The 26761-nt window shown below is 64.9% G+C and carries 26 protein-coding genes; 6 read left to right on the top strand and 20 right to left on the bottom strand.

Annotated elements, in window-relative coordinates; translation table 11 throughout:
• Nucleotides 1-140: 140 nt before the first annotated feature.
• Entirely contained in the window at nt 141-1064 is a 924-nt protein-coding gene (locus AC1DUN_RS23035; RefSeq protein ID WP_477716010.1) for an LD-carboxypeptidase, read from the bottom strand.
• 69 nt (nt 1065-1133) lie between these two features.
• Between AC1DUN_RS23035 and AC1DUN_RS23030 the strand changes: the two genes are divergently transcribed.
• Nucleotides 1134-1742: a trimeric intracellular cation channel family protein gene (locus tag AC1DUN_RS23030; RefSeq protein ID WP_477716009.1), complete on the top strand. Its 609-nt coding sequence runs from the start codon at nt 1134-1136 to the stop codon at nt 1740-1742.
• On the opposite strand, the gene tadA is transcribed toward AC1DUN_RS23030, so the two are convergent.
• From tadA to guaB, 6 genes are all read right to left on the bottom strand, one after another.
• A complete protein-coding gene (gene tadA / locus AC1DUN_RS23025) occupies nt 1726-3126 on the bottom strand; it encodes a tRNA adenosine(34) deaminase TadA (protein ID WP_477716008.1) in 1401 nt (466 codons plus the stop codon). The genes AC1DUN_RS23030 and tadA overlap by 17 nt on opposite strands.
• A 26-nt stretch (nt 3127-3152) precedes the next feature.
• On the bottom strand, nt 3153-3380 hold the full coding sequence (locus AC1DUN_RS23020) for a hypothetical protein (protein WP_477716007.1): 228 nt from the start codon (nt 3378-3380) through the stop codon (nt 3153-3155).
• A gap of 1 nt (nt 3381) precedes the next feature.
• Nucleotides 3382-4020: an FMN-binding negative transcriptional regulator gene (locus AC1DUN_RS23015; RefSeq protein WP_477716006.1), complete on the bottom strand. Its 639-nt coding sequence runs from the start codon at nt 4018-4020 to the stop codon at nt 3382-3384.
• Nucleotides 4021-4084: 64 nt separating this feature from the next.
• A complete protein-coding gene (locus AC1DUN_RS23010; RefSeq protein WP_477716005.1) occupies nt 4085-4669 on the bottom strand; it encodes a 2'-5' RNA ligase family protein in 585 nt (194 codons plus the stop codon).
• A 20-nt stretch (nt 4670-4689) separates the two neighbouring features.
• Nucleotides 4690-6309, bottom strand: coding sequence for a glutamine-hydrolyzing GMP synthase (guaA, locus tag AC1DUN_RS23005; protein WP_477716004.1), 1620 nt, complete (start codon nt 6307-6309; stop codon nt 4690-4692).
• Between the two features lie 67 nt (nt 6310-6376).
• The gene (gene guaB, locus AC1DUN_RS23000) at nt 6377-7846 is read right to left on the bottom strand and encodes an IMP dehydrogenase (protein WP_074574413.1); all 1470 of its coding nucleotides are present in this window, start codon (nt 7844-7846) and stop codon (nt 6377-6379) included.
• A 199-nt stretch (nt 7847-8045) separates the two neighbouring features.
• On the opposite strand from guaB, the gene AC1DUN_RS22995 reads away from it, so the two are divergent.
• A complete protein-coding gene (locus AC1DUN_RS22995; RefSeq protein ID WP_477716003.1) occupies nt 8046-8585 on the top strand; it encodes a DUF4124 domain-containing protein in 540 nt (179 codons plus the stop codon).
• Nucleotides 8586-8640: 55 nt separating this feature from the next.
• On the opposite strand, the gene AC1DUN_RS22990 is transcribed toward AC1DUN_RS22995, so the two are convergent.
• Both AC1DUN_RS22990 and AC1DUN_RS22985 read right to left on the bottom strand, forming a co-directional pair.
• Nucleotides 8641-8997, bottom strand: coding sequence for an RnfH family protein (locus AC1DUN_RS22990; RefSeq protein WP_477716002.1), 357 nt, complete (start codon nt 8995-8997; stop codon nt 8641-8643).
• Nucleotides 8984-9430, bottom strand: coding sequence for a type II toxin-antitoxin system RatA family toxin (locus AC1DUN_RS22985; RefSeq protein ID WP_477716001.1), 447 nt, complete (start codon nt 9428-9430; stop codon nt 8984-8986). Before AC1DUN_RS22985 ends, AC1DUN_RS22990 begins: the two co-directional genes overlap by 14 nt.
• 56 nt (nt 9431-9486) lie before the next feature.
• Between AC1DUN_RS22985 and smpB the strand changes: the two genes are divergently transcribed.
• The 4 genes from smpB (at nt 9487) to AC1DUN_RS22965 (ending at nt 11942) form a co-directional block, all read left to right on the top strand.
• On the top strand, nt 9487-10020 hold the full coding sequence (gene smpB / locus AC1DUN_RS22980) for an SsrA-binding protein SmpB (protein WP_007865439.1): 534 nt from the start codon (nt 9487-9489) through the stop codon (nt 10018-10020).
• Between the two features lie 124 nt (nt 10021-10144).
• The gene (locus AC1DUN_RS22975; protein ID WP_477716000.1) at nt 10145-10519 is read left to right on the top strand and encodes a COG4315 family predicted lipoprotein; all 375 of its coding nucleotides are present in this window, start codon (nt 10145-10147) and stop codon (nt 10517-10519) included.
• A gap of 52 nt (nt 10520-10571) precedes the next feature.
• On the top strand, nt 10572-11096 hold the full coding sequence (locus AC1DUN_RS22970; protein ID WP_477715999.1) for a sigma-70 family RNA polymerase sigma factor: 525 nt from the start codon (nt 10572-10574) through the stop codon (nt 11094-11096).
• Between the two features lie 12 nt (nt 11097-11108).
• Nucleotides 11109-11942: an anti-sigma factor family protein gene (locus AC1DUN_RS22965; RefSeq protein WP_477715998.1), complete on the top strand. Its 834-nt coding sequence runs from the start codon at nt 11109-11111 to the stop codon at nt 11940-11942.
• 19 nt (nt 11943-11961) lie between these two features.
• Here AC1DUN_RS22965 and AC1DUN_RS22960 read toward each other — a convergent pair whose 3' ends face one another.
• The 11 genes from AC1DUN_RS22960 to AC1DUN_RS22910 all read right to left on the bottom strand — a co-directional run bounded on the left by AC1DUN_RS22960 (nt 11962) and on the right by AC1DUN_RS22910 (nt 26761).
• Nucleotides 11962-13080: an enoyl-CoA hydratase/isomerase family protein gene (locus AC1DUN_RS22960; RefSeq protein ID WP_477715997.1), complete on the bottom strand. Its 1119-nt coding sequence runs from the start codon at nt 13078-13080 to the stop codon at nt 11962-11964.
• On the bottom strand, nt 13077-13952 hold the full coding sequence (locus AC1DUN_RS22955; protein ID WP_477715996.1) for a DMT family transporter: 876 nt from the start codon (nt 13950-13952) through the stop codon (nt 13077-13079). Before AC1DUN_RS22955 ends, AC1DUN_RS22960 begins: the two co-directional genes overlap by 4 nt.
• A gap of 190 nt (nt 13953-14142) precedes the next feature.
• Complete coding sequence (gene typA, locus AC1DUN_RS22950) at nt 14143-15969, bottom strand: translational GTPase TypA (RefSeq protein WP_477715995.1); 1827 nt, start codon at nt 15967-15969, stop codon at nt 14143-14145.
• A gap of 47 nt (nt 15970-16016) precedes the next feature.
• Nucleotides 16017-17057: a tRNA pseudouridine(55) synthase TruB gene (truB, locus tag AC1DUN_RS22945; RefSeq protein ID WP_477715994.1), complete on the bottom strand. Its 1041-nt coding sequence runs from the start codon at nt 17055-17057 to the stop codon at nt 16017-16019.
• Nucleotides 17058-17147: 90 nt separating this feature from the next.
• Nucleotides 17148-17516, bottom strand: a complete 369-nt coding sequence (gene rbfA, locus AC1DUN_RS22940) for a 30S ribosome-binding factor RbfA (RefSeq protein WP_007865402.1) — start codon at nt 17514-17516, stop codon at nt 17148-17150.
• Nucleotides 17517-17585: 69 nt separating this feature from the next.
• On the bottom strand, nt 17586-20486 hold the full coding sequence (gene infB, locus AC1DUN_RS22935) for a translation initiation factor IF-2 (protein WP_477715993.1): 2901 nt from the start codon (nt 20484-20486) through the stop codon (nt 17586-17588).
• A gap of 28 nt (nt 20487-20514) precedes the next feature.
• On the bottom strand, nt 20515-22041 hold the full coding sequence (gene nusA / locus AC1DUN_RS22930) for a transcription termination factor NusA (protein WP_007865395.1): 1527 nt from the start codon (nt 22039-22041) through the stop codon (nt 20515-20517).
• 33 nt (nt 22042-22074) lie between these two features.
• Nucleotides 22075-22662: a ribosome maturation factor RimP gene (gene rimP, locus AC1DUN_RS22925; protein ID WP_074574433.1), complete on the bottom strand. Its 588-nt coding sequence runs from the start codon at nt 22660-22662 to the stop codon at nt 22075-22077.
• A gap of 370 nt (nt 22663-23032) precedes the next feature.
• Nucleotides 23033-24673 (bottom strand): ABC transporter ATP-binding protein, encoded by a 1641-nt coding sequence (locus AC1DUN_RS22920; RefSeq protein ID WP_477715992.1) that lies wholly within the window; start codon nt 24671-24673, stop codon nt 23033-23035.
• Complete coding sequence (locus tag AC1DUN_RS22915; RefSeq protein WP_477715991.1) at nt 24673-25752, bottom strand: ABC transporter permease; 1080 nt, start codon at nt 25750-25752, stop codon at nt 24673-24675. The genes AC1DUN_RS22920 and AC1DUN_RS22915 overlap by 1 nt, the downstream gene beginning before the upstream one ends.
• Nucleotides 25736-26761 carry a microcin C ABC transporter permease YejB gene (locus AC1DUN_RS22910; RefSeq protein ID WP_477715990.1) on the bottom strand — a complete coding sequence of 342 codons (1026 nt, stop codon included), beginning with the start codon at nt 26759-26761 and terminating at the stop codon, nt 25736-25738. Before AC1DUN_RS22910 ends, AC1DUN_RS22915 begins: the two co-directional genes overlap by 17 nt.

The raw sequence follows: 26761 nt of genomic DNA, 5'->3' as shown, positions 1-26761 counted from the left end.
CCTTTTTTTCCTTTCCTTCGTTAGTTCTTTTTCAGTTTCTCCAGTTTCTTCCTGGCCTCCAAGGCAACTTTTTAAACCAGCTTCTAGCTGGTTTATTTTTGTCCGCTCGCAGCCGGCGCCCTGCGCGCCGGCCTGCCCGCTCAGTGCAGATGGCCCCAGAGCACAAAGGCGTCGCGCCCCTCCACCGCCAGAGTGGTTTTCAGGCCCACCGGCAGCACCACCTTGGTCGGCACATGGCCGAAAGGCAATCCCGTCAGCACGCGCGCCTTGACCTTGCCTTGCAGCCAGGCAATCACCGTCGCCAGCTTGAAACCCTTGTCGTGCGGCACCAGCGCGTAATTCGTGAACTGCCCGAAGATGATGGCTTTTTGCTGGCCCAGCACGCCGGCATGCAGCAGCTGGGTGAGCATGCGTTCCACGCGGTAGGGATGCTCGGCGACGTCTTCGATGAACAGGATGCCGCCCTTGACATTGGGCAGGTAGGGCGTGCCCACCAGCGAGGACAGCATGGCCAGGTTGCCGCCCCAGAGCACGGCGTCCTTGATCATGAAATCGGCGGTCGGCTTGGCATCGGCCGCGGGTTTGGGCAATTGCCAGCCCGTGCCCTCACCCTGCCCCGTGACCAGGTCGTCAAAACAGGCTTCGGTGATCTCGTCCGGCGCCTGGGCACCGAAATCCTCGCCCAGCGCCGGACCGGCCCAGGTCACCGCGCCGGTCTTGGCCATCACTGCCATCTGGAAGGCCGTGAAGTCGCTCAGGCCCACAAAACGCGTGCCGCCTGCGATGGCCTTGGCGACGGCTTTGTAGGGGATGCCCGGCAGGATGCGCGACAGGCCGTAGCCGCCGCGTGAGATCAGGGCCACGTCGGCGCCGCTGCCGGCCGCGCGGTGTATGGCCGCCAGCCGGGTGTCGTCGTCGCCGGCAAAACGCTGGTGGCGCGCGAGCGCGTCGGTGTCGACCTCGACTTCATGGCCCAGGGCGGTGAGGCGCTGCACGCCGCGCTTGAAAGCGGCTTTGTCGCGCACGGCGCTGGAGGGGGAGTAGATGTAGATATGTTTTTTCACGGCTGCAAGTATCCCACTGCCGCCGCAACTTTCCGCGCCGGCGCGGCTGCAGGTATAAACGGGCCCACCATGATGCTGTATGTGCTGGACCTGCTGGGCGTTGCCGTCTTTGCCGTGAGCGGCGCGCTGGCTGCCGGGCGATTGCAGCTCGACCTGCTGGGCGTGCTGGTGCTGGCGGCACTGACCGCCATAGGCGGCGGCACCCTGCGCGACCTGCTGATGAACCGCCACCCGGTGTTCTGGATGGCCAGGCCGGCCTACCTGCTGGTGATTGCCGCGGCGGCCCTGGGCACCATGCTGTATGTGCGGCTGCTGCCGATTCCGTCGCAGGCTTTGCTGGTGGCCGACGCACTGGGGCTGGCGCTGTTCGCGCTGTCGGGCGCGCAGCTGGCCGAAGCCGCGCGGCTGTCCCCCATCATCGTGGTGGTGATGGGCACCATGACCGGCGTGGCGGGCGGCCTGATGCGCGACATCTGCAGCAACCAGGTACCGCTGCTGCTGCGCCAGGACATTTACGCCAGCGCCGCGATCGCCGGCATCACGCTTTACCTGCTGCTCAAGGCGCTGGGGCTCAAGCCTTCATGGGCTTTCGGGGTGGGCCTGGTCGCCGTGGCGGCACTGCGGATCTGCGCCATCTTCATGGGCTGGCACTTGCCGGTCTTCAGGCTGCCGGGCTGAAAAAAGCCAGGGCCTGGCGCGCGACCGGCTCGCCGTGTTCCTGCACAAAATGCCCGGCCTGTGCCAGCACTACGGGCTCGCCGCAACCGCGGATCAGGGCCCGCAGGTCATGCATGACGGGCGGGCCCAGCACCGGGTCCTGCGCCCCCACCACCATCAGCGTGCGGCCGGCCCAGTCGTTCTGCAAGAAGCCGCGCGCCTGCCGTGAAATGGCGGCACCGTCGGCATCGGGTGTGTCCGGCACCATGGGCGGGAAGGCGCGCAAGGCCGCGCGGTGGCCTTTGTCGGGAAAGGGCGCGCTGTAGGCCGCGCACTCGGCGGCGCTCATCTGCGGGTTGCCACGGGCGAACAGGCGTGCCACGTCGAACTCGGGGTTTTTCGCGCACATCTCGCGCCAGGCCACAAAGCCCGCGGGCAACGGCGCATCGCCGGTGCCCAGCGTGGTGTTCATGACCAGCAAACCCTGGTAGCGCTGCGGCGCCGCCATGGGCAGCGTCAGGCCCAGCAGGCCGCCCCAGTCCTGCACCACCAGCACCACGTTCCGCAGGTCCAGGCTTTCGACCAGTTCCAGCAGGATCTGGCGATGGGTGCTAAAGCTGTGGAAGCTGTCTTTTTTGGGCTTGTCGCTTTTGCCGAAGCCGACCAGGTCGGGCGCGACCACACGATGCCCGGCCTCCAGCAGCACGGGAATCATCTTGCGGTACAGATAGCTCCAGGCCGGGTTGCCGTGCAGGCACAGCCAGGTCAGGCCGCCCTCGCCTTCTCTGGTTCTTGCGCCTTCATCCAGGTAATGCATGCGCAGCCCGCCCAGCGCCGGCAGCTCGCTGACATAACGAGGCGGCCAGGGGTAGCCTGGCAGGCCGTCAAAGGCCGCGTCGGGCGTGCGCAGCGCGTCCTCGCGCAGCGGGTGCGCCAACCGGGCCTCTTCGCGCTTGTCGGCGCGCCGCTGGCGGAAAAAGGCCTGCAGCAGGTCGCCGCATTCCTGCGCCAGCACGCCGCCCTGCAAGGTGGTCTGGTGGTTCAAGCGCGGCTGCTCAAACAGGTTGAGGACCGAGCCGGCAGCGCCGGTTTTGGGATCCAGCGCGCCGAACACCACGCGCTGGAGCCGCGCGTGCAGCATGGCGCCGCTGCACATGGCGCAGGGCTCCAGCGTGACAAAGAGTTCGCAGTCGTCGAGCCGGTAGTTGCCCAGCGCGTGCGCCGCAGCGCGCAGGGCCACGATCTCGGCATGCGCCGTCGGGTCGTGGCCGTCAACCGGCGCATTGCGGCCGGTCGCTATGACCTCGCCGCGCCGCACCACCACCGCGCCCACGGGCACTTCGCCTGCGGCGGCGGCTTGGCGCGCCTGGGCAAGCGCCTGTTGCATGAAAATCTCGTCGCTCATGGACATGGCAGCGGCTGCCGCCGGCCTTATTTCTCTTCCGGCATGGGGCGCGCCTGCTGCAGGGCGCCCTCCACGGACTGCTTGACCTGTTGCTGCGCTTGCTGGCTTTGCACCTGCGGCGGGGCGTTGGCGGAAACGGCGGGCATGCCGGCGGCCGCCGGGACAGCCACCTGGGTGCTCAATTGCTTTTTGACCAGCAGGCCCACGATGGCCAAAACGACCAGCAGGCCCACCATGCTGAAAATACCGCGCATATCAAGCCTCCTTGGGGGTGTCATTGCCGGCGGCCATGCCCAGGCGATCCATCCAGCCGGCCAGGGCGCGCTCGTTTTCATTGCCGGCGGCGTAAATAGTCTTCATCGCGGCATGAGCCTCACGCCTGTGCTGGTTGATCTTGAGCTTGCACTGCAGCTCGGTCACCTGCAGCTCAAAGCCCACGATGCCGGCCAGCATCTTGTGGGCAAATTCCTCGCCCTGGTCACGCCACTGCTGGGCATAAGGCGGCTCATGGTCGCCTATGAGCTTTTTGAGCAAACGGTCCTTGGCCAGCGGGTCTTCAAGCAGTGTGGCTTGCACGGTGCAGTGCACGGCCAGGTAGTTCCAGGTCGGCACCCGCGCCAGGTCGGGGTAGACCTTGGGCGACAGGTAGGCATGCGGCCCGAGGAATGTCGCGACGGCCTGGGGCCTTGCCTGCAGGTAGCGCCAGTGCGGGTTGGGCTTGGCCACATGACCCAGCAAGACCATCTGTTCGCCCCGCATTTCAAGGTGCAGCGGCAAATGGGTCACATAGGGCAGGCCCGCGTCGTCGACGCTGATCAGGCTGGCGAAGGGGTGATCATGGATCAGCGCCGCGGCCTGGGCGCTGTCACCTTTGAATTGGGGTGGCAGGTACATGGGCTGAAGCATAGGCCAAAACGGCGGGAATTTCCCGGGCCTGCCGGCAGGGCCGGCCAAAGGCTCAGGGCCGCAGGGGCCAGCGGGCCAGAGGAATGTGCAGTGTCTGGCCGATCAGGCTGCGCACCAGCACAAACTCGCCGGCCGTCCAGCGGATGGGTGCTATGGCCTGCTCGGCCACCGCGCGGTCGTCGTAGAGCAAGGTGACGTGCGGGGTGTAAGCCGGTTTCGCCCAGCGCCCCAGCCCGGCCTTGGTCATCTCAAGGCCCAATGCCCGCTGGAACACCATCAGTTCGGCCAGGCCGGCATCACCGCGCAGCACAAAGGGCCGGTTGCGCGGGGAACTCGAAAAGCTCACGGCCCGGTCGAAGGTGACCGAAAACGGCGCCGCCCTGACCGCGGCCGCGGCCCGGCTCGCCATGTCGACGACGCCCTGGTCCAGGCCGGCGTAGTCGCCCAGGTGATGCAGCGTGACGTGAAAACGCTCGGTTTTGAGCGGCGCGCCGTGCAGGCCGTGCCGCGCGCGCAGCTGTCGGGCGCACTCGGCAATGTGTTCCGCAGTTTCCGCGTCGGGAAAAAGCGCGAAAAACAGCCTGTCCGTCGGCTTGGCGTCTTCCTCAAAGCCGAATAGCGAGGATTGCCCGGCCATGGCTCAGGCCTCCACTCCGTTCACTCCCACTCGATGGTGGCAGGCGGCTTGCTGCTGACGTCGTAGGTCACGCGGTTGATGCCGCGCACCTCGTTGATGATGCGGCCCGAGACCTTTTTGAGCAGCGCATAGGGCAGCTCGGCCCAGTCGGCCGTCATGAAGTCGCTGGTCTGCACGGCGCGCAGGGCCACGACGTAGTCGTAGGTGCGGCCGTCGCCCATCACGCCCACGCTTTTGACCGGCAGGAACACGGTGAAGGCCTGGCTGGTGAGTTCGTACCAGGTCTTGCCGCTGGCCGCGTCCTTGAAGTTGCGCAATTCCTCAATGAAGATCGCGTCGGCGCGGCGCAGCAGGTCGGCGTATTCCTTTTTGACTTCGCCGAGGATGCGCACGCCCAGGCCGGGGCCCGGGAAGGGGTGGCGATAGACCATGTCGTGCGGCAGGCCCAGGGCCACGCCGAGCTCGCGGACTTCGTCCTTGAACAGCTCGCGCAGCGGCTCCAGCAGCTTGAGGCCCAGTTGCTCGGGCAGGCCGCCCACGTTGTGGTGGCTTTTGATGGTGACGGCTTTTTTGCTCTTGGCGCCGCCGGACTCGATGACGTCGGGGTAAATCGTGCCCTGGGCCAGCCATTTGGCGCCCTTGTGGCCACCGTCGCCGGCCTTGAGCCTGGCGGCCTCGGCTTTGAACACTTCGACGAACTCGCGGCCTATGATCTTGCGCTTGGCCTCGGGCTCGCTGACGCCGGCCAGGTGGCCGAGGAACTGCGCGCTCGCGTCGACGCGAACCACCTTGGCGTGCAGCTTGCCGACAAACATGTCCATCACCATGTCGCCCTCGTTCAGGCGCAGCAGGCCGTGGTCGACAAAAACGCAGGTCAGCTGGTCGCCGATGGCGCGGTGGATCAGGGCCGCCGCGACCGAGGAGTCGACGCCGCCCGACAGGCCCAGGATGACTTCCTCGTCACCGACCTGCTGGCGGATCTTCTCGACGGCTTCGCTGATGTAGTCGCCCATGACCCAGTCCTGACGCGTGCCGCAGATATCGAGCACAAAGCGTTTGAGGATGGCATTGCCCTGCTTGGTGTGCGTGACCTCGGGGTGGAACTGCACCGCGTAAAAGCGGCGATCCTCGTCGGCCATGCCGGCGATGGGGCAGGAATCGGTGGACGCCATGAGCTTGAAGCCGGGCGGCATTTCGGTGACCTTGTCGCCGTGGCTCATCCAGACGTCGAGCATGCCCTGGCCTTCGGGCGTGGTGTAGTCGGCGATGCCCTTGAGCAGCGCGGTGTGGCCTCGGGCGCGCACGTCGGCGGAGCCGAATTCGCGCTTGTGCCCGCCTTCGACCTTGCCGCCCAGCTGGTGCGCCATGGCCTGCATGCCGTAGCAGATGCCCAGCACCGGCAAGCCCAGCTCAAAGACGGCTTGCGGCGCCTTGTCGGTGGTTTCTTCGTAAATGCTGGCGTGGCTGCCGGAGAGGATCACGCCCTTGAGCGTGCCGTCCTTGGCGTACTCACGGACCCAGTCGTCGCTGACGTCGCAGGGTTGGACTTCGCAGAACACATGGGCGTCGCGCACGCGGCGCGCGATCAGCTGGGTGACCTGGGAGCCGAAATCGAGGATGAGGATTTTCTGGTGTTGCATGAGGGGCTTCTTCAAGGCAAAAAAAGAAAGGGCGTCTTTCAAGACGCCCTGGCCGGCCGGGTCAAACTCAATCGGCGCGGTAGTTTGGCGCTTCTTTCGTGATCTGCACGTCGTGGACATGGCTTTCGCGAATGCCTGCCGAGGTGATTTCCACGAACTCGGCCTTGTCGCGCATGTCCTCGATGGTGGCGCAGCCGCAGTAACCCATGCTGGCCCGCAGGCCGCCGGCCATCTGGAACACGATGGCGACCATGGAGCCCTTGTAAGGCACGCGGCCTTCGATGCCTTCGGGCACCAGCTTGTCGGCATTCGGGTTGCCGGTGCTCGATTCCTGGAAGTAGCGGTCGGCACTGCCCTGCTGCATGGCGCCTATGCTGCCCATGCCGCGATAGCTCTTGTAGCTGCGGCCCTGGAACAGGATGACCTCGCCCGGGGCTTCCTCGGTGCCGGCGAACATGCCGCCCATCATCACGGTGTTGGCGCCGGCCGCGATGGCCTTGGCGATGTCGCCGCTGTAACGGATGCCGCCGTCGCCGATCAGCGGAACGCCGGTACCGCGCAGCGCGGTGGCGACGTTGTCGATGGCCATGATCTGCGGCACGCCGACGCCGGCGACGATGCGGGTGGTGCAGATGCTGCCGGGGCCTATGCCGACCTTGACGCCGTCGGCACCGGCTTCGACCAGCGCCAGCGCCGCCGCGCCGGTGGCGATGTTGCCGCCTATGACGTCGACCTGGGGATAGTTTTGTTTGACCCAGCGCACCCGGTCGAGCACGCCCTTGCTGTGGCCGTGGGCGGTATCGACCACGATGGCGTCGACGCCGGCCTTGACCAGGGCCTCGACACGCTCTTCGGTGCCCTCGCCCACGCCGACGGCGGCGCCCACACGCAACTGGCCGTGGGAATCACGCGCGGCGTTCGGGAAGGTGGTCTGCTTGGTGATGTCCTTGACGGTGATCAGGCCCTTGAGCTCGAAGTTGTCGTTGACCAGCAGCACGCGCTCCAGGCGGTGCTTGTTGAGCAGCGCCTTGGCATCGGACAGCGAGGCGGTTTCGGAGATGGTGATCAGGCGCTCGCGCGGCGTCATGATGGTGCTGACCGGCACGTCCATGCGCGATTCGAAGCGCATGTCACGTCCCGTCACGATGCCGACGACCCGGCCGCCGTCGATGACGGGGAAGCCGGAAATGCCGAGCTGCTCGCTAAGCGCCATGACCTGGCGCACGGTGTGGGTGGGGGTGATGACAACCGGGTCGCGCAGGACGCCGCTTTCGTAGCGCTTGACCTTGGCGACTTCAGCGGCCTGCTGCTGGGCCGTGAGGTTCTTGTGGACGATGCCTATGCCGCCTTCCTGGGCGATGGCGATGGCCAGCCGGGCTTCGGTGACCGTGTCCATGGCCGCTGACACGAGCGGCAGGTTCAGGCGGATGTTTCGGGAGAATTGGGTGGAAAGTGAAGTGTCCTTGGGCAGGACCTGGGAGAACGCTGGCACCAACAATACGTCGTCGAAGGTGAGCGCTTTGCCGAGTAGGCGCATAGGGATGGCTCCAAAAACACGATTGTACCCTTGTCGCAAAAACCCGTCGGTACTAACCCTTGCCCTCCCGCCGCCGCCCCCGGCACCGGTATCGCCGCTGTTGCGCCCAGGTTGTAAAAAGGCCGCTTTGCCTGCTCTTTGCGCCCCGTTTGCGTCCGAACAGACAAAAAACCGTGCCACACAGCGCTACACTCGCGAAATGGACCTCAAACTCGTCTCAAGAACACTCATACTGGCCGTTGCCGGCGGTGCATTTTCACTGACTGCCCTGGCGCAGTGGCAATGGATAGACAAGGACGGCCGCAAGGTCTACAGCGACCGATCCCCGCCGGCCGATATCCCGCAAAAAAACATCCTGAAAATGCCGCGCGGAGCCAAAATAGTTGCGGAGCCCGTCGCCAACGACGCCCCGGCAGCAACACCCGGGGCTGCCGCGTCCGCCCCGGTGGCCAAAAGCGATCCCAATGCACCCAAGCTGACCGGCAAGGACCCTCAGCTCGAAGCCAAGAAAAAGCAGGCGGAAGAAGAAGAGGCCGCGAAAAAGCGGGCAAACGAAGAAAAAATCGCCAAAGCCAAGGCGGAGAATTGCGACCGCAGCAAAAAAGCACTGAACGCTTTTCAATCGGGCCAAAGAATCACCGTCACCAACAGCAAAGGCGAGCGTGAATACATGGATGACAACGCCAAAGCGGCAGAGGCCAAACGCCTTCAAGGCATTATCGAGACAGATTGCAAATAAGCTGTCGCGCTACTGCTCCGGTAGCGTTGGCATTCTCAGGTTTTGATACTCGGCTTTAATACCCGGCCTTGGCGCCGGCCCGGGTTTTGGCAAACAGCCCGGCCCGCTTGGCGCCCTGGCGGTTGAACCTCTCCCGGCGCGCCACTTTGGGGTCCACGCGCAGGCCGCGGTAGATTTCCACCCTGTCCTGCTTGTGCAGCACATGTCCCGGCGTGGTTTTGCGGCCCCAGATGCCCAGCACCAGGCGGGCGGCCCGCAGCTCGGGAAACTCCTTGAATAGTCCGCTGGCCGCCAGGGCCTGGGCGACCGTTGTGCCGGCTGCCAGCTCCAGCGTCCATTCCCGCACCTGCCGTGGCGCGGGAGAATAAACCAGGGTGATGGCCAGCGAAGTGCCGCCCTCAGGGCTCGCCATAGACGTCCGAGGCTCTTTTGACAAAAGCATCCACCAGGCTGCCCGCGATCTTGTCGAACACGGGTCCGACCAGCGCCGCCAGCGCGGCGTTGTCGAAGTCATAGCGCAGGCTGAATTCGACCTTGCAGGCCCTTTCGCCGCCCTTGCCCACCGGCGTGAAATCCCAGTGGCCGTCCAGTTTTGAAAACGGGCCGTCGACCAGCTTGAGGCTGACCTTGCGGTCCTTTTCGTGGGTGTTGCGTGTAGTGAAGCTCTGCGAGAGGCCGGCGATGGAGAGGCCGATTTTTGCCGTCATCCCGTGCGCGTCCTCCTCCAGCACCGAGGCCTGGTCGCACCACGGCAAAAACTCGGGATAACGTGCGACGTCGGTGACCAGGGCGTACATCTCGGCGGCGTTGTACCAGATTAAAACGGACTTGTGAACGGTTTTCATACAATGGAAGGCTGGGCGCAATTGTACTTTCCGGTTTTCGCCCCTATCTCTTATCCATGGCCACCAAAGAAGCATCCTCCTCCAAAAAAACGGCCGCAACGCCTTCCGCCAAGCTGTCCCCCAAGGCCGCTGCCGCCGCCGTGCGCATTGCCGACAATAAAAAAGCCCTCTTCAACTATCACATCGAGGAGCGCTTTGAAGCCGGCATGGTGCTCGAAGGCTGGGAGGTGAAGTCCCTGCGCGAAGGCAAGGTGCAGCTCACCGACGGCTACGTGGTGGTGCGCGGCGGCGAGCTGTTCATCATCGGCTGCCAGATCAACCCGCTGGGCACGGCCTCCACCCATGTGCGGCCCGACTCGGTGCGGACCAAAAAGCTGCTGATGCACAAGGAAGAAATCCGCAGGCTGGTCGGCAAGGTCGAGCAAAAAGGCTTCACCCTGGTGCCGCTGAACATGCACTGGAAAGCCGGCAAGGTCAAATGCGAGATCGGCCTGGCCAAGGGCAAGGGCGAACACGACAAGCGCGACACCATCAAGGACCGCGAAGGCAAGCGCGAGGTCGAACGCGCGATGAAGTCCCGCAACCGCTGACCGCGGTATTTTTTTCTCCGGCGATGGAATAAACCGGCCCCGGCCGGTGTTTATCCCTGTGCAGCCGCATATACATGTGTGCTGCGCCATCAAAAACGTCCACAACACCACACCGGAGAACTCCATGAAACTGCTGTCCACCGCCCTTTTGGCGGCTGCCCTGCTCGGCGGCTGCGCCTCCATGACCACCCCCACTCCGGCCCGCGTTGCCGACGGCGTGCTGGTCGGCCCCAACGGCATGACGCTGTACGTCTTCGACCGCGACGCCGCCAACAGCGGTAAATCCGTCTGCAACGGCCCCTGCGCCACCAATTGGCCGCCCCTGATGGCCACAGATGCCGACAAGCCGGCCGGCGACTACACGGTGATCACCCGGGACGACGGCAAGAAACAGTGGGCCATGAAGGGCAAGCCGCTGTATTACTGGGCCAAGGACAGCAAGCCGGGCGACAAGACCGGCGACAACGTGGGGACCGTCTGGCACATCGCCAAGCCCTGACGCCACGACCTTGGCCGGCCTGGTTAGGATGGCAGCAGGCTTTGCACGGCGCATGACCCACTTTCCGCTGACCGACCACATCCCCAGCCTGCGCCGCTATGCGCGCGCGCTGACGGGCGACGCCTGGACGGCCGACGACCTGGTGCAGGACACGCTGGAGCGCGCCTGCACCAAATGGCGGCTGTGGGTAGTGGGCAGCGACCTGCGCGCCTGGCTGTTCACGCTGATGCACAACATCTTCGTCAACCAGGTCCGGCGCTCCCTGCGGCAGGCGGCCGCGGGCGCCACGGTCAACGTCGATGAGGTCGAGAACGAACTGGCGGCGCCGGAGGCCGGCACCGCCCAGTCGCTGGACCTGCAGCGCTGCCTGCTGCGCCTGCCCGAAGACCAGCGAGCCGTGCTGCTGCTGGTCAGCCTCGAAGACCTCAGCTATGAGGAGGTCGCCAGGATCACCGGCGTGCCGGTCGGAACGGTCATGTCCCGGCTGTCGCGCGCACGAAGCCGTTTGCGTGAATTGATGGACAGCCCGGCCCCGGTGGCCGCCGCCGCACCGGCACAGCTCAGGCGCCTGAAGTAAAGGCAACACCCCATGGAAAACCCCCACGACACATCGCAAGCCCAAGGCGAAGCCCTGCACGACCGGATCAACGCCCTGGTCGACGGCCGCTTGCCGCCGGCCCGTGAGGCTGAACTCGAAGCGGAGCTGGGCGAAGACACCGTCGCGCACGAGACCCTGCGAAGCTGGAAGGCCCAGCGCGAGGCCTTGCGCGCCCTGCACCGCCCCTTGCTGGACGAAGCCATCCCCGACACCCTGCTGGCCGCCGCGCGCCGCAGCCAGCAGGGCAAGCAGCAAATTGACCAATGGCGGCGCTGGGGCGGCATGGCGGCCGCCGTGGTGCTGGCCTTTGGCGTGGGCTGGCTGTCGCATGGGCAGCTCGGCAGCCCGGCGCCGCAACAACTTGCCGCTGCGCGCTCGGCGCAATCCTTTGTGCACCAGGCTTCGCTGGCGCACGCCGTGTTTTCACCCGAGGTGCGCCATCCCGTCGAAGTTACGGCCGCGCAGCAGGAGCACCTGGTGCAATGGCTGTCCAAGCGCGTGGGCCGGCCGCTGAAAGTGCCGGTGCTGGCGGCTGAAGGTTATGAGCTGGTCGGCGGCAGGCTGCTGTCCGGTGACGGCGGCGCCCGCGCGCAATTCATGTTCCAGAACGCGGCCGGTTTGCGTCTGACGCTGTACCTGGGCGCCATCGATGCGGCCTCACAGCCGCAGTCCCGGACAGCACAGGAAACCGCCTTCCGTTATAGCGGTGACGGCCCGGTGCCCTCGTTTTACTGGGTGGACCAGGGTTTTGGCTATGCGCTGAGCGGCGCCGTCTCGCGCGATGAATTGATGAAGCTGGCGCAACTGGTGTACCAGCAGCTCTAGCTTGCCGGGATGAACCCGGCTACTTAAGCCCGCGCAGGGGGTGCGTCTCAGGCGTCCAGGGGCTCGCAAAAAACGCATCCGCCATGCCGGGCTTGACGTCTTCAATGCGCGCCGGGTTCCACTGCGGCTTGTAGTCTTTGTCAATGGCCAGCGCGCGTATGCCTTCGACGGTTTCGCCGGCCGCGCCCGGGCGCAGGTGAAAGCAGTGGTGCACCATGTCGCGCTCCATGCGCAGGTCATCGGCCAGGCCCATGCCGCGCGCGCGGCGAATCTGCTCCAGCGTGACGTGCAGCATCAGCGGCGAGCGTTTGCGCAAGGTTGCGGCGGTTTTGGCCGCCCAGGGGTCGGCCGACACCTCCAGCGCATCGACGATGTGCTTCACACGCTGCAGCGAGAAATAGCCATCGATCTGGCCGTCTGCCTTGGCCGGCCGGGTTTGGCCCGCTGTCCACTGTGCCGCTATCCAGGCCTCGGCCGAAGCAAAGGCCTGGCTACCCAGCGCATCCCAGAGTTCAGGAAGGCGGGCCGCCTCGACCTGGATGTCGGCCAGCCCATAGTCCAGCGCCTCTTGCGCGCCAATGACGTCCCCCGTCAGCGCCAGGTACTCACCCGCGTGGCCGGGGCAACGGCTCAGGAAATAACCGCCGCCTACGTCCGGGAACAGACCAATGTTGGTTTCCGGCATGGCCATCTTGGTGTGCTCGGTCACGATCCGTAATTTGGCACCCTGGCTGATTCCCATGCCGCCGCCCATGACCACGCCGTCCATGAAGGCGACATAGGGCTTGGGGTAGGTGTGGATCAGGTGGTTGAGAGCGTATTCCTCGGTGAAGAAGTCCTCCAGCGCGGAATCGCCCGCGAACACCGCCTGGTGGAAAAAACGGATGTCGCCGCCCGCGCAAAAGCCGCCGAACAGGCTCTCCGGCGTGCCGGGTTGGCCTTTTTTGTTGCTGCCGCGTATGGCCACGACATGGACCGCCGGGTCGTCGCGCCAGGCCAGCAAGGCGGCGGACAAGGCCCGTATCATGCCCAGGGACAGCGCATTGAGCGCCTTGGGGCGGTTCAGGGTGATGAGCCCGGCATTGCCGCGGCGCTCGACCAGCACCTCGGGCCGGGTCTCTGTGTTGATGCCGCTCATGCCCGCTGCCTCCATCCGACCAACTCATTGACCACCAGCGCGCCTATGACCAGCGCCCCACCCGTCAGCACGCTGGCGCCGGGCACCTCGCCCGCGCCGAACCAGGCCAGCAGAATGCCGAAAATCACTTCCAGCAGCGCCAGCAAGGCGACTTCCGGCGCCTTGAGCACACCGGCGCACATCACCGACAGCACGCAGGGAATGGCCAGTTGCACCAGGCCCAGCAGCGCCAGCAGGCCGACGTCGTGCGCCGTGGCGGAAAACGGCAGCGACAGCGGCAAGGTCGCCAGCGTCGATATCGCCGCGCCCAGCAGCACCGCGGGCACCAGGTCGACATTCTTGCCGTGGGCGCGGCTGTGCTGCACCACCGTCCAGTTGCTGGCGCTGGCCAGCGGCACCATCAGGGCCACCAGGGTTCCGCCTATGTGGCTGGAAAGGTCCATCTGCCCGCCGTACATCCAGGCAATGCCGGCGCCGGCCATGGCGATGGCCAGCCAGGTGCGCGCCGGAATCTTGTGGCCGATGAAGGCGCGCGCCAGCAGGGCGGTGATGAAGGGGCTGACCGCCATGGTCACCAGCACATTGGCCACGGTAGTCAGCGTGAGCGCGACCATGAAGGCGGTAAACATCACGCTCCAGCAGACACCCGACAGCCAGAAGGCCGAGCCGCCGTTGCGGATCTTGCTGAACACCGCCCTGCCCTGGAAAAACGGCAGGATGACCAGCAGCGACACCACCGTGAAAAAGCTGCGCCAGAAGGTGACCTCAAAGCTGCGGGCCGACTCCAGGTGGCGGGTCACGACCCCGGCAATCGACCACATCATGGTCACCAGGATCATCAGGAAAACGGCGCGGGAATGCGTGAGTTTCATGGGATGGGCAATGGTTCGGGTTGTTGTACGAACATAAATGCAAAGGCCGCTGGAGCTTGCGCGCAGCGGCCTGATTTCTAGCGGTTCCCTCTTCGACCAGCATGAGCCGTGGAACCGGCTTTGCCGGGCCACAGGCGGGCGGCCCCCTCGGGGGGCAGGGAGCTACACGAAGTGAGCGACCGTGGGGGCATCAAGACCTTCCTGCGCGCTTGCGGTCGCTTTCCTTGAGGTGGCGCTTGCGCAGGCGAATGGACTTGGGCGTGATTTCAACCAGCTCGTCGTCCTCGATGAATTCCACGCCGTATTCCAGCGTGCATTCAATCGGCGGCGTGATCTTGATCGCGTCTTCCTTGCCGCTGACGCGGAAGTTGGTCAGCTGCTTGGTGCGCGTGGCGTTGACCACCAGGTCGTTGTCACGGCTGTGGATGCCGACGATCATGCCTTCGTACACCGGGTCGTTGGCGCGCACGAACATGCGGCCGCGGTCGTCCAGCTTGCCCAGGGCGTAGGTGAAGATTTCACCATCGTCCATGGAGATCAGCACGCCGTTCTTGCGGCCGCCGATGTCGCCCTTGTGCGGCTCGTAGCTGTCGAAGATGTTGGAGATCAGGCCCGAGCCGCGCGTCAGGTTCAGGAACTCGTTGGTAAAGCCGATCAGGCCGCGCGCCGGGATGCGGTACTCGAGGCGCACACGGCCGCGGCCGTCCGGCTCCATGTTCACCAGTTCGCCCTTGCGCTCGCCCAGGGCCTGCATCACGCCGCCCTGGTGCTGGTCTTCGATGTCGGCGGTGACCAGCTCGATAGGCTCGTGCTTCTCGCCGTTGACGTCCTTGAACACCACGCGCGGCTTGGAGACGGCCAGCTCATAGCCTTCGCGGCGCATGTTTTCCAGCAGGATGGTCAGGTGCAGTTCGCCCCGGCCCATGACTTCAAAAATGCCTTCTTCGTCGGTTTCCTTGACGCGCAGGGCCACGTTGTGCTGCAGCTCTTTCTGCAGGCGGTCCCAGATCTGGCGGCTGGTGACGTACTTGCCTTCGCGGCCGGCCAGCGGGCTGGTGTTGACGCAGAAGTTCATGGTCAGGGTCGGCTCGTCGACCTTGAGCATGGGCAGCGGCGCGGGGTTGACCGGGTCGGTGATGGTCACGCCGATGCCGATATCGGCAATGCCGTTGATCAGCACGATCTCGCCGGGGCCGGCTTCGGTGGCCTGCACGCGCTCCAGGCCCTGGAAGGTCAGGACCTGGTTGATGCGGCCCTTGACGGCCTTGCCGTCCGGGCCTTCCATGACGACCACGTCCATCATGGGCTTGATGGTGCCCTGGCTGATGCGGCCCACGCCGATGCGACCGACGAAGGTCGAGAAATCAAGCGCGGAAATCTGCAGCTGCAGCGGCGCGGCCGGGTCGCCCTTCTGGGACGGCACGTGCTTGAGGATGGTGTTGAACAGGGCCGACATGTCGGGGCCCCACTGCTCGTTGGGCGGGCCTTCCTCGAGCGAGGACCAGCCGTTGATGCCGGAAGCGTAAACCACGGGGAAGTCCAGCTGCTCGTCGGTCGCACCCAGCTTGTCGAACAGGTCGAAGGCGGCGTTGACCACCTTGTCGGGATTGGCGCCCGGCTTGTCGACCTTGTTGACCACGACGATGGGCTTCAAGCCCAGGGCCAGCGCCTTCTTGGTCACGAAACGCGTCTGGGGCATGGGGCCTTCCTGCGCGTCGATCAGCAGCACCACGCCGTCGACCATGGACAGCGCGCGCTCGACTTCACCGCCGAAGTCGGCGTGGCCCGGGGTGTCGACGATGTTGATGTGCGTGCCTTCCCAGGTCACGGCGCAGTTCTTGGCCAGGATGGTGATGCCGCGTTCTTTTTCGATGGCGTTGTTGTCCATCACGGTGTCGACCACTTTTTCGTGTTCGGCGAAGGTGCCGGACTGGCGCAGCAGCTGGTCGACCATGGTGGTTTTGCCATGGTCAACGTGGGCGATGATGGCGATATTGCGGATCTGTTTGTGGCTCATGGTTGGCTTTCTGGGAACTTTAAAACGTCAAAAACTGGCAAAAACTGTCAATGGTGAACAAGGGCCGCCGCACCCGCTGGCGCGGCGCCGCCGGCACCGTGCGCGGCATTCAAAATGTCCTGGATCTCGATCGGGCTCAGCAGGCGCTGCGGAATCAGCTCGTCCGCCGTGATGTGGGCCGAGCCCAGGAAGGCCGGGGCGTCGCCGCCCTGCCCCGCCGCGGGACCGTAGACCTGCACCAGCGGCGCGTCGCCGCCCCACTGGCCGGGCTCGCCCCGGCGGCGCAGGCCGCTTAAAAACCGCCCCGCATTGTCGGCGTCCAATGTGACAGACGGGTACGCGGCCACCAGGGATTGGGCCGGCAGCAGGCAGGCTTCGCGCTCGGGCTCGGTCATGGCCTCCAGGGCCGGCAGGCTCACGCACTGCTGCGTGGTGTAGCCGCCGGTCTCCAGCCGCCTGAGCGAACCCAGGTGGGCGCCGCAGCCTATGGCCTCGCCGATGTCTTCGCCCAGCGTGCGGATGTAGGTGCCTTTGCTGCAGGTCACGGTGATTTTGATGGCCGCCGGCGCGCGCTCGTCGTGGACGCGGGCCATCTCCAGCTTGAAAATGGTGATGTGGCGGGCTTCGCGCTCGACTTCCTGGCCCTTGCGGGCGTATTCATAAAGGGCCTTGCCGTCTTTCTTGAGCGCCGAATACATGGGCGGCACCTGCGCCAGCGGGCCGGTGAAGCGCGCCGTCAGGTCTTGCAGCAGGGCGGGCGTGATCTCAGGCACGGGCCGGGTCTCTATGACCTCGCCCTCGGCGTCTGCCGTGCTGGTCTTTTTGCCCAGCAGCAGCACGGCCTCGTAGGTCTTGTCGGCATTGAGCTGGATCTGGCTGAACTTGGTGGCCGCGCCAAAGCACAGCGGCAGCACGCCGGTGGCCAGTGGGTCCAGCGTGCCGGTATGGCCGGCCTTGTCGGCGCGCAGCAGCCATTTGGCCTTCTGCAAGGCCTGGTTGCTCGACAGGCCCAGCGGCTTGTCGAGCAGCAGCACGCCGTGCACGGGACGTCGCTGGATTTTCTGGCGATGAGAAGAAGTTTGCGTCATAAGTTCCGACAGGCTCAGCGCACGGGACAAACCCGGCGCTTCGTTGGCGCCGTTGTCCCTGAACCTGTCATCAAGGGGAACGGCGCGAACTCAGTCGTCGTGCGCGCGGGAAGAGACCGCCTTGGCAATCAAGGCGTTCATGTCGGCCGCGCGCTCGGTGGTGCGGTCGAAGTGGAAATGCAGGGTCGGCACGGTGTGCGTCATCAGGCGCTTGAACAGGCCGTTGCGCAGGAAGCCGGCGGCCTGGTTGAGCGCTTCCTCGCACTCCTTCGGGTCGCCGACGAGCACGCTGAAGAACACCTTGGCATGCGCGTAGTCGGCCGTCACCTCGACGGCCTGGATGGTCACCATCCCGACCCGCGGGTCTTTCAGCTCGCGCGCGATCAGCTCCGTCAGGTCGCGCTGGATCTGATCGGCGACACGAAAGCCGCGGTTGGGGGTGGATGACTTTTTACGCATGGGCTGAATGGGGCGGAATCTTGTCTTGCCTGGAAGGCCCGCCGCGGGAAGGCGGCGGGCCGGTCCGTTTTACAAGGTACGCGCCACTTCCTTGATCTCGAAGAACTCGAGGATGTCGCCTTCTTGAATATCGTTGTAGTTCTTGATATTCAGGCCGCACTCGAAACCTTCCTTGACTTCGCGCACGTCGTCCTTGAAGCGCTTGAGCGAGTCGAGTTCACCCGTGAAGATGACCACGTTCTCGCGCAGCAGGCGCAGGCGCGCGCTGCGGCGAACCAGGCCGGAGGTGACCATACAGCCGGCGATGGAGCCGATCTTGCTGACCTTGAACACCTGGCGGATCTCGGCGGTACCGATGACTTCTTCTTTCTTGTCGGGCGTGAGCATGCCGGACATGGCGGCCTTGAGTTCGTCCACAGCGTCATAAATGATGTTGTAGTAACGAATGTCGATGCCGTTGTTCTCGGCCTGCTTGCGCGCCTGGGCGTCTGCGCGGGTGTTGAACCCGATCAGCACGGCCTTGGAGGCGATCGCCAGGTTGACGTCGGACTCGGAAATGCCACCGACGCCGGAGTACACCAGTTGCACCTTGACCTCGTCGGTCGAGAGCTTAAGCAGCGACTGGGCCAGCGCTTCCTGCGAGCCCTGCACGTCGGCCTTGATGATGATGGGCAGCATCTTGACCTCGCCCGCCGAGATGTCGGAGAACATGTTCTCCAGCTTGGCGGCCTGCTGCTTGGCCAGCTTGGTATTGCGGAACTTGCCGGCACGGTAAGTGGCGATTTCACGGGCGCGGCGCTCGTCGGTCATCACCATGAATTCGTCGCCGGCTTGCGGCACCTCGGTCAGGCCCTGGATTTCCACGGGAATCGAGGGGCCCGCCGACTTGATGGGCTTGCCGTTTTCGTCCAGCATGGCGCGCACGCGGCCGTAGGTCGAGCCGGCCAGCACCACATCGCCGGCCTTGAGCGTGCCGGACTGGATCAGCACGGTCGCGACCGGGCCGCGGCCCTTGTCGAGCTGGGCTTCAATGACCAGGCCCTTGGCCATGGCGTCAACCGGCGCGCGCAGTTCCAGCACCTCGGCCTGCAGCAGCACCTGTTCGAGCAGCTGGTCGATGCCGGCGCCCGTGCGGGCGGAAACCGGCACAAAGGGAGAATCACCGCCGAATTCTTCGGGCACGACTTCCTCGGTGACCAGTTCACCCTTGACGCGGTCCAGGTTGGCATCGGGCTTGTCGATCTTGTTGATCGCCACCACGATGGGAACGCCGGCCGCCTTGGCATGCTTGATGGCTTCCTTGGTCTGGGGCATCACGCCGTCGTCGGCCGCCACCACCAGGATCACGATGTCGGTGGCCTGGGCGCCGCGGGCACGCATGGCGGTGAAGGCCTCGTGGCCCGGGGTATCCAGGAAGGACACCATGCCGCGCGGGGTTTCCACGTGGTAGGCGCCGATGTGCTGGGTAATGCCGCCGGCTTCGCCCGCGGCCACTTTGGCGCGGCGGATGTAGTCGAGCAGCGAGGTCTTGCCGTGGTCGACGTGGCCCATGACGGTGACCACGGGCGCGCGCGGCAGCAGTTCAGCCTGCTGGCCCTGCACGTCGTCGTCGGTGAAGGCTTCCGGATCGTCCAGCGCGGCGGTGACCGCCTTGTGGCCCATTTCTTCCACCACGATCATGGCGGTGTCCTGGTCCAGCGGCTGGTTGATGGTGACCATCTGGCCGAGCTTCATCAGGTGCTTGATCACCTCGGAGGACTTGACGCTCATCTTGTGCGCCAGTTCCGCCACGGTGATGGTTTCAGGCACGTGCACCTCGATGACCTTGAACTCGGTCGGCGCCACAAAGGTGGACTCGGGGCGCGCCTCGCGGTCGTTGCTGCGGCGGCCGCGCGGGCCGCTGCGGAAATTGCCGCGTCCGGGCACGACGGGCGCGCCACGGCTCGGAATGCCCTTCTTCTTGGCGGCATCGTCCTTCCAGGTCGAGGACAGGTTCTCGGATTTGACTTCCTTCTTGCCGGCGGCGCCCGGCGCGGCGGCGGCCGCGGGAGCACCCGGCTTGGGCGCGGCGCCCGGCGCACCGGCCGGCTTGTGCAGCGTGCCCTTGATGGCGGCCTTGGGGTCGACGTGCGGCACCAGCACGCGCTTGGGCGCGGACATCATGGCGCGTATGCCTGCGGCTTCGGCCTCGGCCTTGCGGCGGCGTTCCTGCAGCTCCTGCGCCTTGGCGGCGTCGGCCTGGAATTCAGCGGTGGCCTTGGCCTTGGCGGCTGCAGCCGCGGCAGCGGCATCGGCGGACTTGGTGGCCTGCTCGGCGGCGGCGGTTTCAGCGGCCTTGGAGGCGGCGGCCGTCGGCGCGGCAGCTTCCTTGGCCTTGCCGGCGGCGGGCTTGGCCTTTTTCGCGTCAGCGACGACAGCAGCCGCAGCGGCGGCCTGGGCGGCCTGCTCGGCGGCCAGGCGTTCCTGTTCGCGTGCGGCGTCCTTCGCATCCTGCTCTTCGCGCAGGCGGCGTTTTTCGGCGAGTTCCTGCTCCTGGCGGCGCAGCAGCTCGGCGTGGCGGCGGGCTTCTTCCTCGCGGCGGATCAGTTCGGCGTCATCGACGACGGGTGCCGGCGGCGGTGCGGCCACTTCGGGCTGCACTTCTTCGGCGGGCTGGTCAGAGCCTTCGTCGCGTTTGATGAAGGTGCGCTTTTTGCGGACTTCGACCTGGATGGTGCGGGCCTTGCCGGTGGCGTCGGCCTGCTTGATTTCGCTGGTGGATTTTTTCACCAGCGTGATTTTTTTGCGCTCGGCCGTGACGGTGCCATGGCTGGCCTGCAAATAGCCCAGGAGCTTTTGCTTGTCCGCCTCGGACAGGGGGTCGCTGGGCTGCGCCTTGGCGACGCCCGCGCTGGTCAATTGCTCGATCAACGTGGCGGGGGATTTATTGAGTTCAGCTGCGAATTCAGCGACGGTGGTGGTACTGGACATATGTTTTTTTCCTGCAGGCCTTTCATGATCATTGCTCTTGGGCCGCTGCGGGTGCAGGGGTGTCAGCGGCAGCGGGCTCATCGGTAAACCAATGCGCGCGAGCGGTCATGATCAGGGCTTTGGCCTCGTCCGCAGACTGGCCGGTGATATCGGTGAGTTCGTCCACAGCCAGGTCGGCCAGGTCGTCGCGGGTGGTGATGCCCGCTTCGGTCAATTTGGCGATCAGCTCTGGCGTGAGGCCTTGGACGTCGCGCAGGTTCTGCGAAACGCCTTCGGCATTTTCTTCCTTGGCGATTTCCATCGTCAGCAGCGCGTCTTTGGCGCGGGTGCGCAGCTCATTGACGGTGTCTTCGTCGAAGGATTCGATCTCCAGCATTTCCTGCAGCGGCACATAAGCCACTTCTTCGAGGCTGGTGAAGCCTTCGGAGATCAGGATGTCGGCGATTTCCTCGTCCACGTCGAGCTTTTCCATGAAGAGCTTGCGGCTGGTGTCGGTTTCGCTGGCCTGCTTCTGGGCGGACTCGTCGGCCGTCATGATGTTGATCTTCCAGCCGGTCAGCTCGGCGGCAAGGCGCACGTTCTGGCCGCCGCGGCCTATGGAGATGGCCAGGTTTTCCTCGTCGACGACGACATCCATGGCGTGGCGCTCTTCGTCGACCACGATGGACGATACATTGGCCGGAGCCAGCGCGCCGATGACGAACTGGGCCGGGTCTTCGCTCCAGAGCACGATGTCGACGCGTTCGCCGGCGAGCTCGTTGGTCACGCCGTTGACGCGGGTGCCGCGCACGCCGACGCAGGTGCCTATGGGGTCGACGCGCTTGTCGTGCGACAGCACGGCGATCTTGGCGCGCGAACCGGGGTCGCGGGCGCAGGATTTGATCTCCAGCAGGCCCTGCTCGATTTCAGGGACTTCCTGGCGGAACAGCTCGATCATGTACTCGGGCGCGGTGCGCGAGAGGATGATGGGCGCGCCGCGCAGGGTGGTGTCGACCTCCATGATCATGGCGCGGACGCGGTCGCCGGAGCGCAGGTTTTCCTTGGGGATCATGTCGCCGCGGCGCAAACGGCCCTCGACGCGGCCGGACTCGACGATGATGTCGCCCTTGTCCATGCGCTTGACGGTGCCGACAAAAATCTTGTCGCCGCGCGACATGAAGTCGTTGAGCAGCATTTCGCGCTCGGCGTCGCGGATTTTCTGCAGGATAACCTGTTTGGCCGCTTGCGCGCCGATACGGCCTATGGGCAGGCTTTCAACGGGCTTCTCGATGTAGTCGCCCTCTTCGATGTCGGGGATTTCGTCGCGCGCGTCGCTCACCAGCTCTTCGGCTTCGGGGTTTTGCAGGCCGGCTTCGTCCGGCACCACCAGCCAGCGGCGGAAAGTCTCGTAGTTGCCGCTGTCACGGTCGATCACCACGCGGATGTCCACTTCGCCTTCGTACACTTTTTTGGTGGCCGAGGCGAGCGCGAGCTCAACAGCGCCGAACACGACGTCGCGCTCCACATTTTTTTCACGCGAGATGGCGTCAACCAACATCAACAGTTCGCGATTCATTTCACAAGCCTGCCTTTCTTCATTTCTTGAAATTTAATTCTCTGTGGAGGAAGCGGCACCGGGGGCCGATCGGGGTTTGCGGCCCTTGAAGTCCACCACGGGCGCAAGCCGCGCCTGGTGGAGCTCATCGAGCGTGAAACCCAGCGCCTGCAGCGGTGCGGGAATCCTCTTCTTGCTAATCTTCTGGCCGGGTTTGGCGGGAGGCTCGTCACTCCAGACGACCTGCCAGCCGGCCTCGGCGCGCTCCAGCGTGCCGCGGAATTTCTTGCGGCTGGCCGTCACCGTCGAGCCGGCACTGGCCGCCACGCCAATCGGCGCCTTCAGCGTGATGTCGACCAGCTCGCCGGCAAAACGCTCAAAATCCTTTTCGCTGCGCAGCAGCCTGTCGATGCCGGGGGAACTGACCTCCAGCCGGGCATATTCGACGCCCTCGACTTCCAGCACAAACTGCAGCTGGCGGGTGACTTTTTCGCAGTCTTCGGCATTGATGAACTGCTCGGCACCCTGGACGTAAGGCATGTCGATCGTGACACGCAGCAAACCGCCGCCGGTGCGCTCGATCTCGACCAGCTCGTAGCCCAGCCCCGTCACAGTTTGCTCAATCGTCTCTTGCAATGCCATTCAGTCTCTAAAACCCGCTCTATTAATTCAATAGTTCAAAAACAAACGCCCAAAAAAAATGGGCGGTGAAAACCCGCCCATTTGGTCGTGAAGCTCTTATTGTAACGTGCTGCGCCCCTCGATGCAAACAATTTCCGTGCCTGAAACGAGAGTCGCCGCTCAAAACTCCGGCGGGAGCAACCCGCCATAACCCTTTTTGTTAAGCCATCACACCGTCATTCATGGATTGCCAGCTTGTGGCGGGACCGGTGGAAACAAAGATGGGCGCCGCGCACTGATTTTCAACAACGCTCACAGGTAAATGCAAAAACATCAAATGAAATCATAGGTGTTTTTTGATTATTTAAAGTAAATTCTCAAAATTGCGAGCCTACACAGCCGTCACAAGCACACGCGTATAAGGATGGCGCGGCGAATCCAGCACCTCGCTGAGCGAGCCGGACTCCAGCACGTCGCCGTCCTTCATCACCATGACCTCATGCGCCATGGCGCGTATCACGTCCACGTCGTGCGTGATCAGCAAATAGCTGAGGCCGCGCTCGCGCTGGAGTTTTTGCAGCAGGCCCAGCACCTGCTTCTGGATGGTCACGTCCAGCGCGCTGGTCGGTTCGTCCAGCACCAGCAGCATGGGGTTGACGATAAGCGCCCGGGCAATCGCCAGGCGCTGGCGCTGCCCGCCCGAGAACTCGTGCGGGTAACGCTGCAGCAGGCCCGGAAACTGGGCTTCCGTCATACCGACATCGGCCAGCGCCTGCACGGCCCGCTCGCGCCGGGCGGCGGGGGCCATGCCGGGCTCGTGCACGCGCAGGCCCTCCTCCACGATGGCCTCGACGCTCATGCGCGGCGACAACGAGGAAAACGGGTCCTGAAACACCACCTGGACCGCCCGCCGCATGGCTTTGTCACGCGCGGCCTCGCGGCCCCAGGCCTGGCCGGCCGCCTGCAACTGCCCCGAAAAAGGCAGCAATCCAAGGCTGGCCAGCGCCAGGGTGGACTTGCCGGAACCCGATTCGCCGATCACCCCCAAGGTCCTGCCGGCCGAAATCTGGAAGCTGGCTTCTTTCACCGCGACAAATTCACCGCGCTTGAACCACCCGCGTATGCCGGGAACCGGCACCGGATAGCTCACGCGTAGCCGCTCGGCTTTCATCGTGACCGCGGCATCCGCCGCGGCACCGGCCGCCGCCAGCCCGTCGCGCCGCGGCTTGCTGTCGATCAGCTTGCGGGTATAGGGGTGCTGGGGTCGGGCAAACACCTCGGCCACGGCACCTTGCTCCACAATGCGGCCGTTCTCCATCACCGCGACCCGGTCGGCGAACTTGCGCACCAGGTTGAGGTCGTGGGTGATCAGCAGCACAGCCATGCCGTTGCGCTGCTGCAGCGCGCCCAGCAGGTCCAGGATCTGGCCGCGCAAGGTGACGTCCAGCGCCGTGGTGGGCTCGTCGGCCAGCAGCAGCCCGGGCTGGCAGGCCAGCGCCATGGCGATCATGGCCCGCTGCCGCTGCCCGCCCGAGAGCTGGTGCGGAAAAGCCCTGGCGCGGCGCGCGGGCTCGGGAATGCCGGTGTCGGCCAGTAGCTGGATTGCGCCCTGCACCGCTTCGGCCCGGCTCAGGCTTTTGTGGAGTTCCAGTACCTCGGCAATCTGGTCGCCGACGCTGTAGAGCGGGTTCAGCGCCGTCATGGGCTCCTGGAAGATCATGGCGATGTCGCGGCCGCGAATCCCGCGCAGGGAGGACTCCGACAGGGACAGCAAATCGACAGGCGCCTTGGGCGGCGCCCCGCTGGCCGCGCGTTCGGCCGCATCGACACCGGCAAAAACGGCTTTCCCGTTCACCGCGGCGTTTTGCGCCAGCCTCAGCAGGCTGAGTGCGGTCACGGTCTTGCCGGAGCCGGACTCGCCCACCAGCGCCAGCTTTTCGCCGGGAGCGATGGAGAAATCGATGCCGTGAACCACGGACTTGCCCGCGAACGAAATCCGCAGGTTCTGGACGTCAAGCAGCGGCGTTGCCATCAGTCGGCTTTCCGGGGATCCATGGCGTCGCGCAAGGCGTCGCCCATGAAGGTCAGCAGCAGCAGCGTCATGACCAGCACCAGGAAGGTGGACAGCGATATCCACCAGGCGTCTATGTTGTTCTTGCCTTGGGACAGCAGTTCGCCCAGCGAAGGCGTGCCGGGCGGCACGCCCAGGCCCAGGAAGTCCAGCGAGGTCAGCGCCAGGATGGAGCCGCTCATGCGAAACGGCAGGAAGGTCACGACCGGCGTCATGCTGTTGGGCAGGATGTGCCGCCACATGATCTGCAAATTGCTGACGCCCAGGGCCCTGGCCGCCCGCACATAGTCCATCTGGCGGTTGCGCAGGAACTCCGCGCGCACGTAATCGGCCAGGTCCATCCAGCCGAACACCGACAGCAAAATCAGCAGCAACGCGATGCTGGGCGCGAAGATGGCGCTGAAGATAATGAGCAAATAGAGTGCGGGCATCGCGCTCCAGATCTCGATCAGGCGCTGCATCACCAGGTCGGTCTTGCCCGCGAAATACCCCTGTACCGCACCCGCCAGGATGCCCAGCGCCGTGCCGGTCACGGTCAGCGCCAGGCCGAAGAGCACACTGACGCGAAATCCGTAGATCAGTTGCGCCAGCAGGTCGCGCCCCCGGTCGTCGGTGCCGAACCAGTTGTCGCGCGTGGGCGCGGCCGGACTGGGGGACTTGGCGAAGTAGTTCAGGGTCTTGGGGCCATAAGGGTTGGGCGCATAGATCGCCCAGTTGGTGCCGGCGGTGATGCGGCCTCGGATGAAAGGGTCGAGGTAGTCCGCGGGCGTGGGGAAATCGCCGCCGAAGGTCTGCTCCGAGTAATCCTTGACGATGGGGAAATAAAGGGTGCCCTCGTAACGCACGACCAGCGGCCGGTCGTTGGAGATGACTTCGGCGAACAGGCTGAGCACCACCATTGCGCAAAAGATCACCAGGCTCCAGAAGCCCAGAGGATTGCGGCGAAAGCGCCGCCAGGCGCGGCGGGCCGGGCTGACGTGTAGCGCCGCCGCGGCGTCGGCCGCCGGCGTGGGGGCGCCGTTGCTAGTCGAATTTGACACGTGGGTCCACCAGTACGTAGGAGAGGTCGCTGATCAGCTTGGTAAAAAGCCCGATCAATGTGAACAGGTAAAGCGTCCCAAGCACCACGGGATAGTCGCGCCGGATCACGCTCTCGTAGCTGAGCAAGCCCATGCCGTCCAGCGAGAAAAGGGTCTCAATCAGCAGCGACCCCGTAAAAAAAGCCCCGATGAACGCGCCCGGAAAGCCGGTGATGATGGGAATCAGCGCATTGCGGAACACATGTTTCCAGAGCACACGGTTCTCGGTCAGGCCCTTGGCGCGCGCGGTCAGCACATATTGCTTGCGAATCTCCTCCAGAAACGAGTTCTTGGTCAACATGGCCGTCACCGCGAAGCTGCCGAACACCATGGCGGTCACCGGCAAGGTGATGTGCCAAAGGTAATCCACGATCTTCGCGCCCACGCTCAGTTCGTCCCAGTTCGGCGAGGTCAGCCCGCGCAAGGGAAACCACTGCAGCTGGCCGCCAAAGATCACCAGCAACACAACGCCCAGCACAAAACCCGGAATGGCATAGCCCACCAGTATCAGCAAGGTGGTGACCAGGTCGAACTTACTCCCCGCCCTCACCGCCTTGGCCACGCCCAGGGGCACGGCCACGCCGTAGCTGATGAAAAAAGTCCACAGTCCCAGGCTAATGGACACCGGCAGCTTCTCCAGGATCAGCGTCCACACATCCTTGTTCTGGAAAAAGCTCTTGCCCAGGTCGAAGCGGGCGAACTGGCCCAGCATCTGCACCAGCCGCTCATGGGCCGGCTTGTCGAAACCATACAAGGCCTTGATCGCCTCCAGGCGCTTGGGGTCCACGCCCTGGTTGCCGCGGTAGCTGGAGCCGCCCGATTCCACGCCGCCGAAGCCGCCTTTGGCGTCCGACAGGTACTGCTCCACCGGCCCGCCGGGCACGAACTGGATCACGGCAAAGGTAATCAGCAGCACGCCCAATAAAGTGGGGATCATCAGCAGCAGGCGTTTGAGGACGTAGGCGAACAT

The organism is Polaromonas sp. P4_F6 (assembly GCF_056401275.1).
The sequence above is the reverse complement of the archived record's forward strand: the minus strand, read 5'-3'. Positions and strand labels throughout refer to the sequence as shown.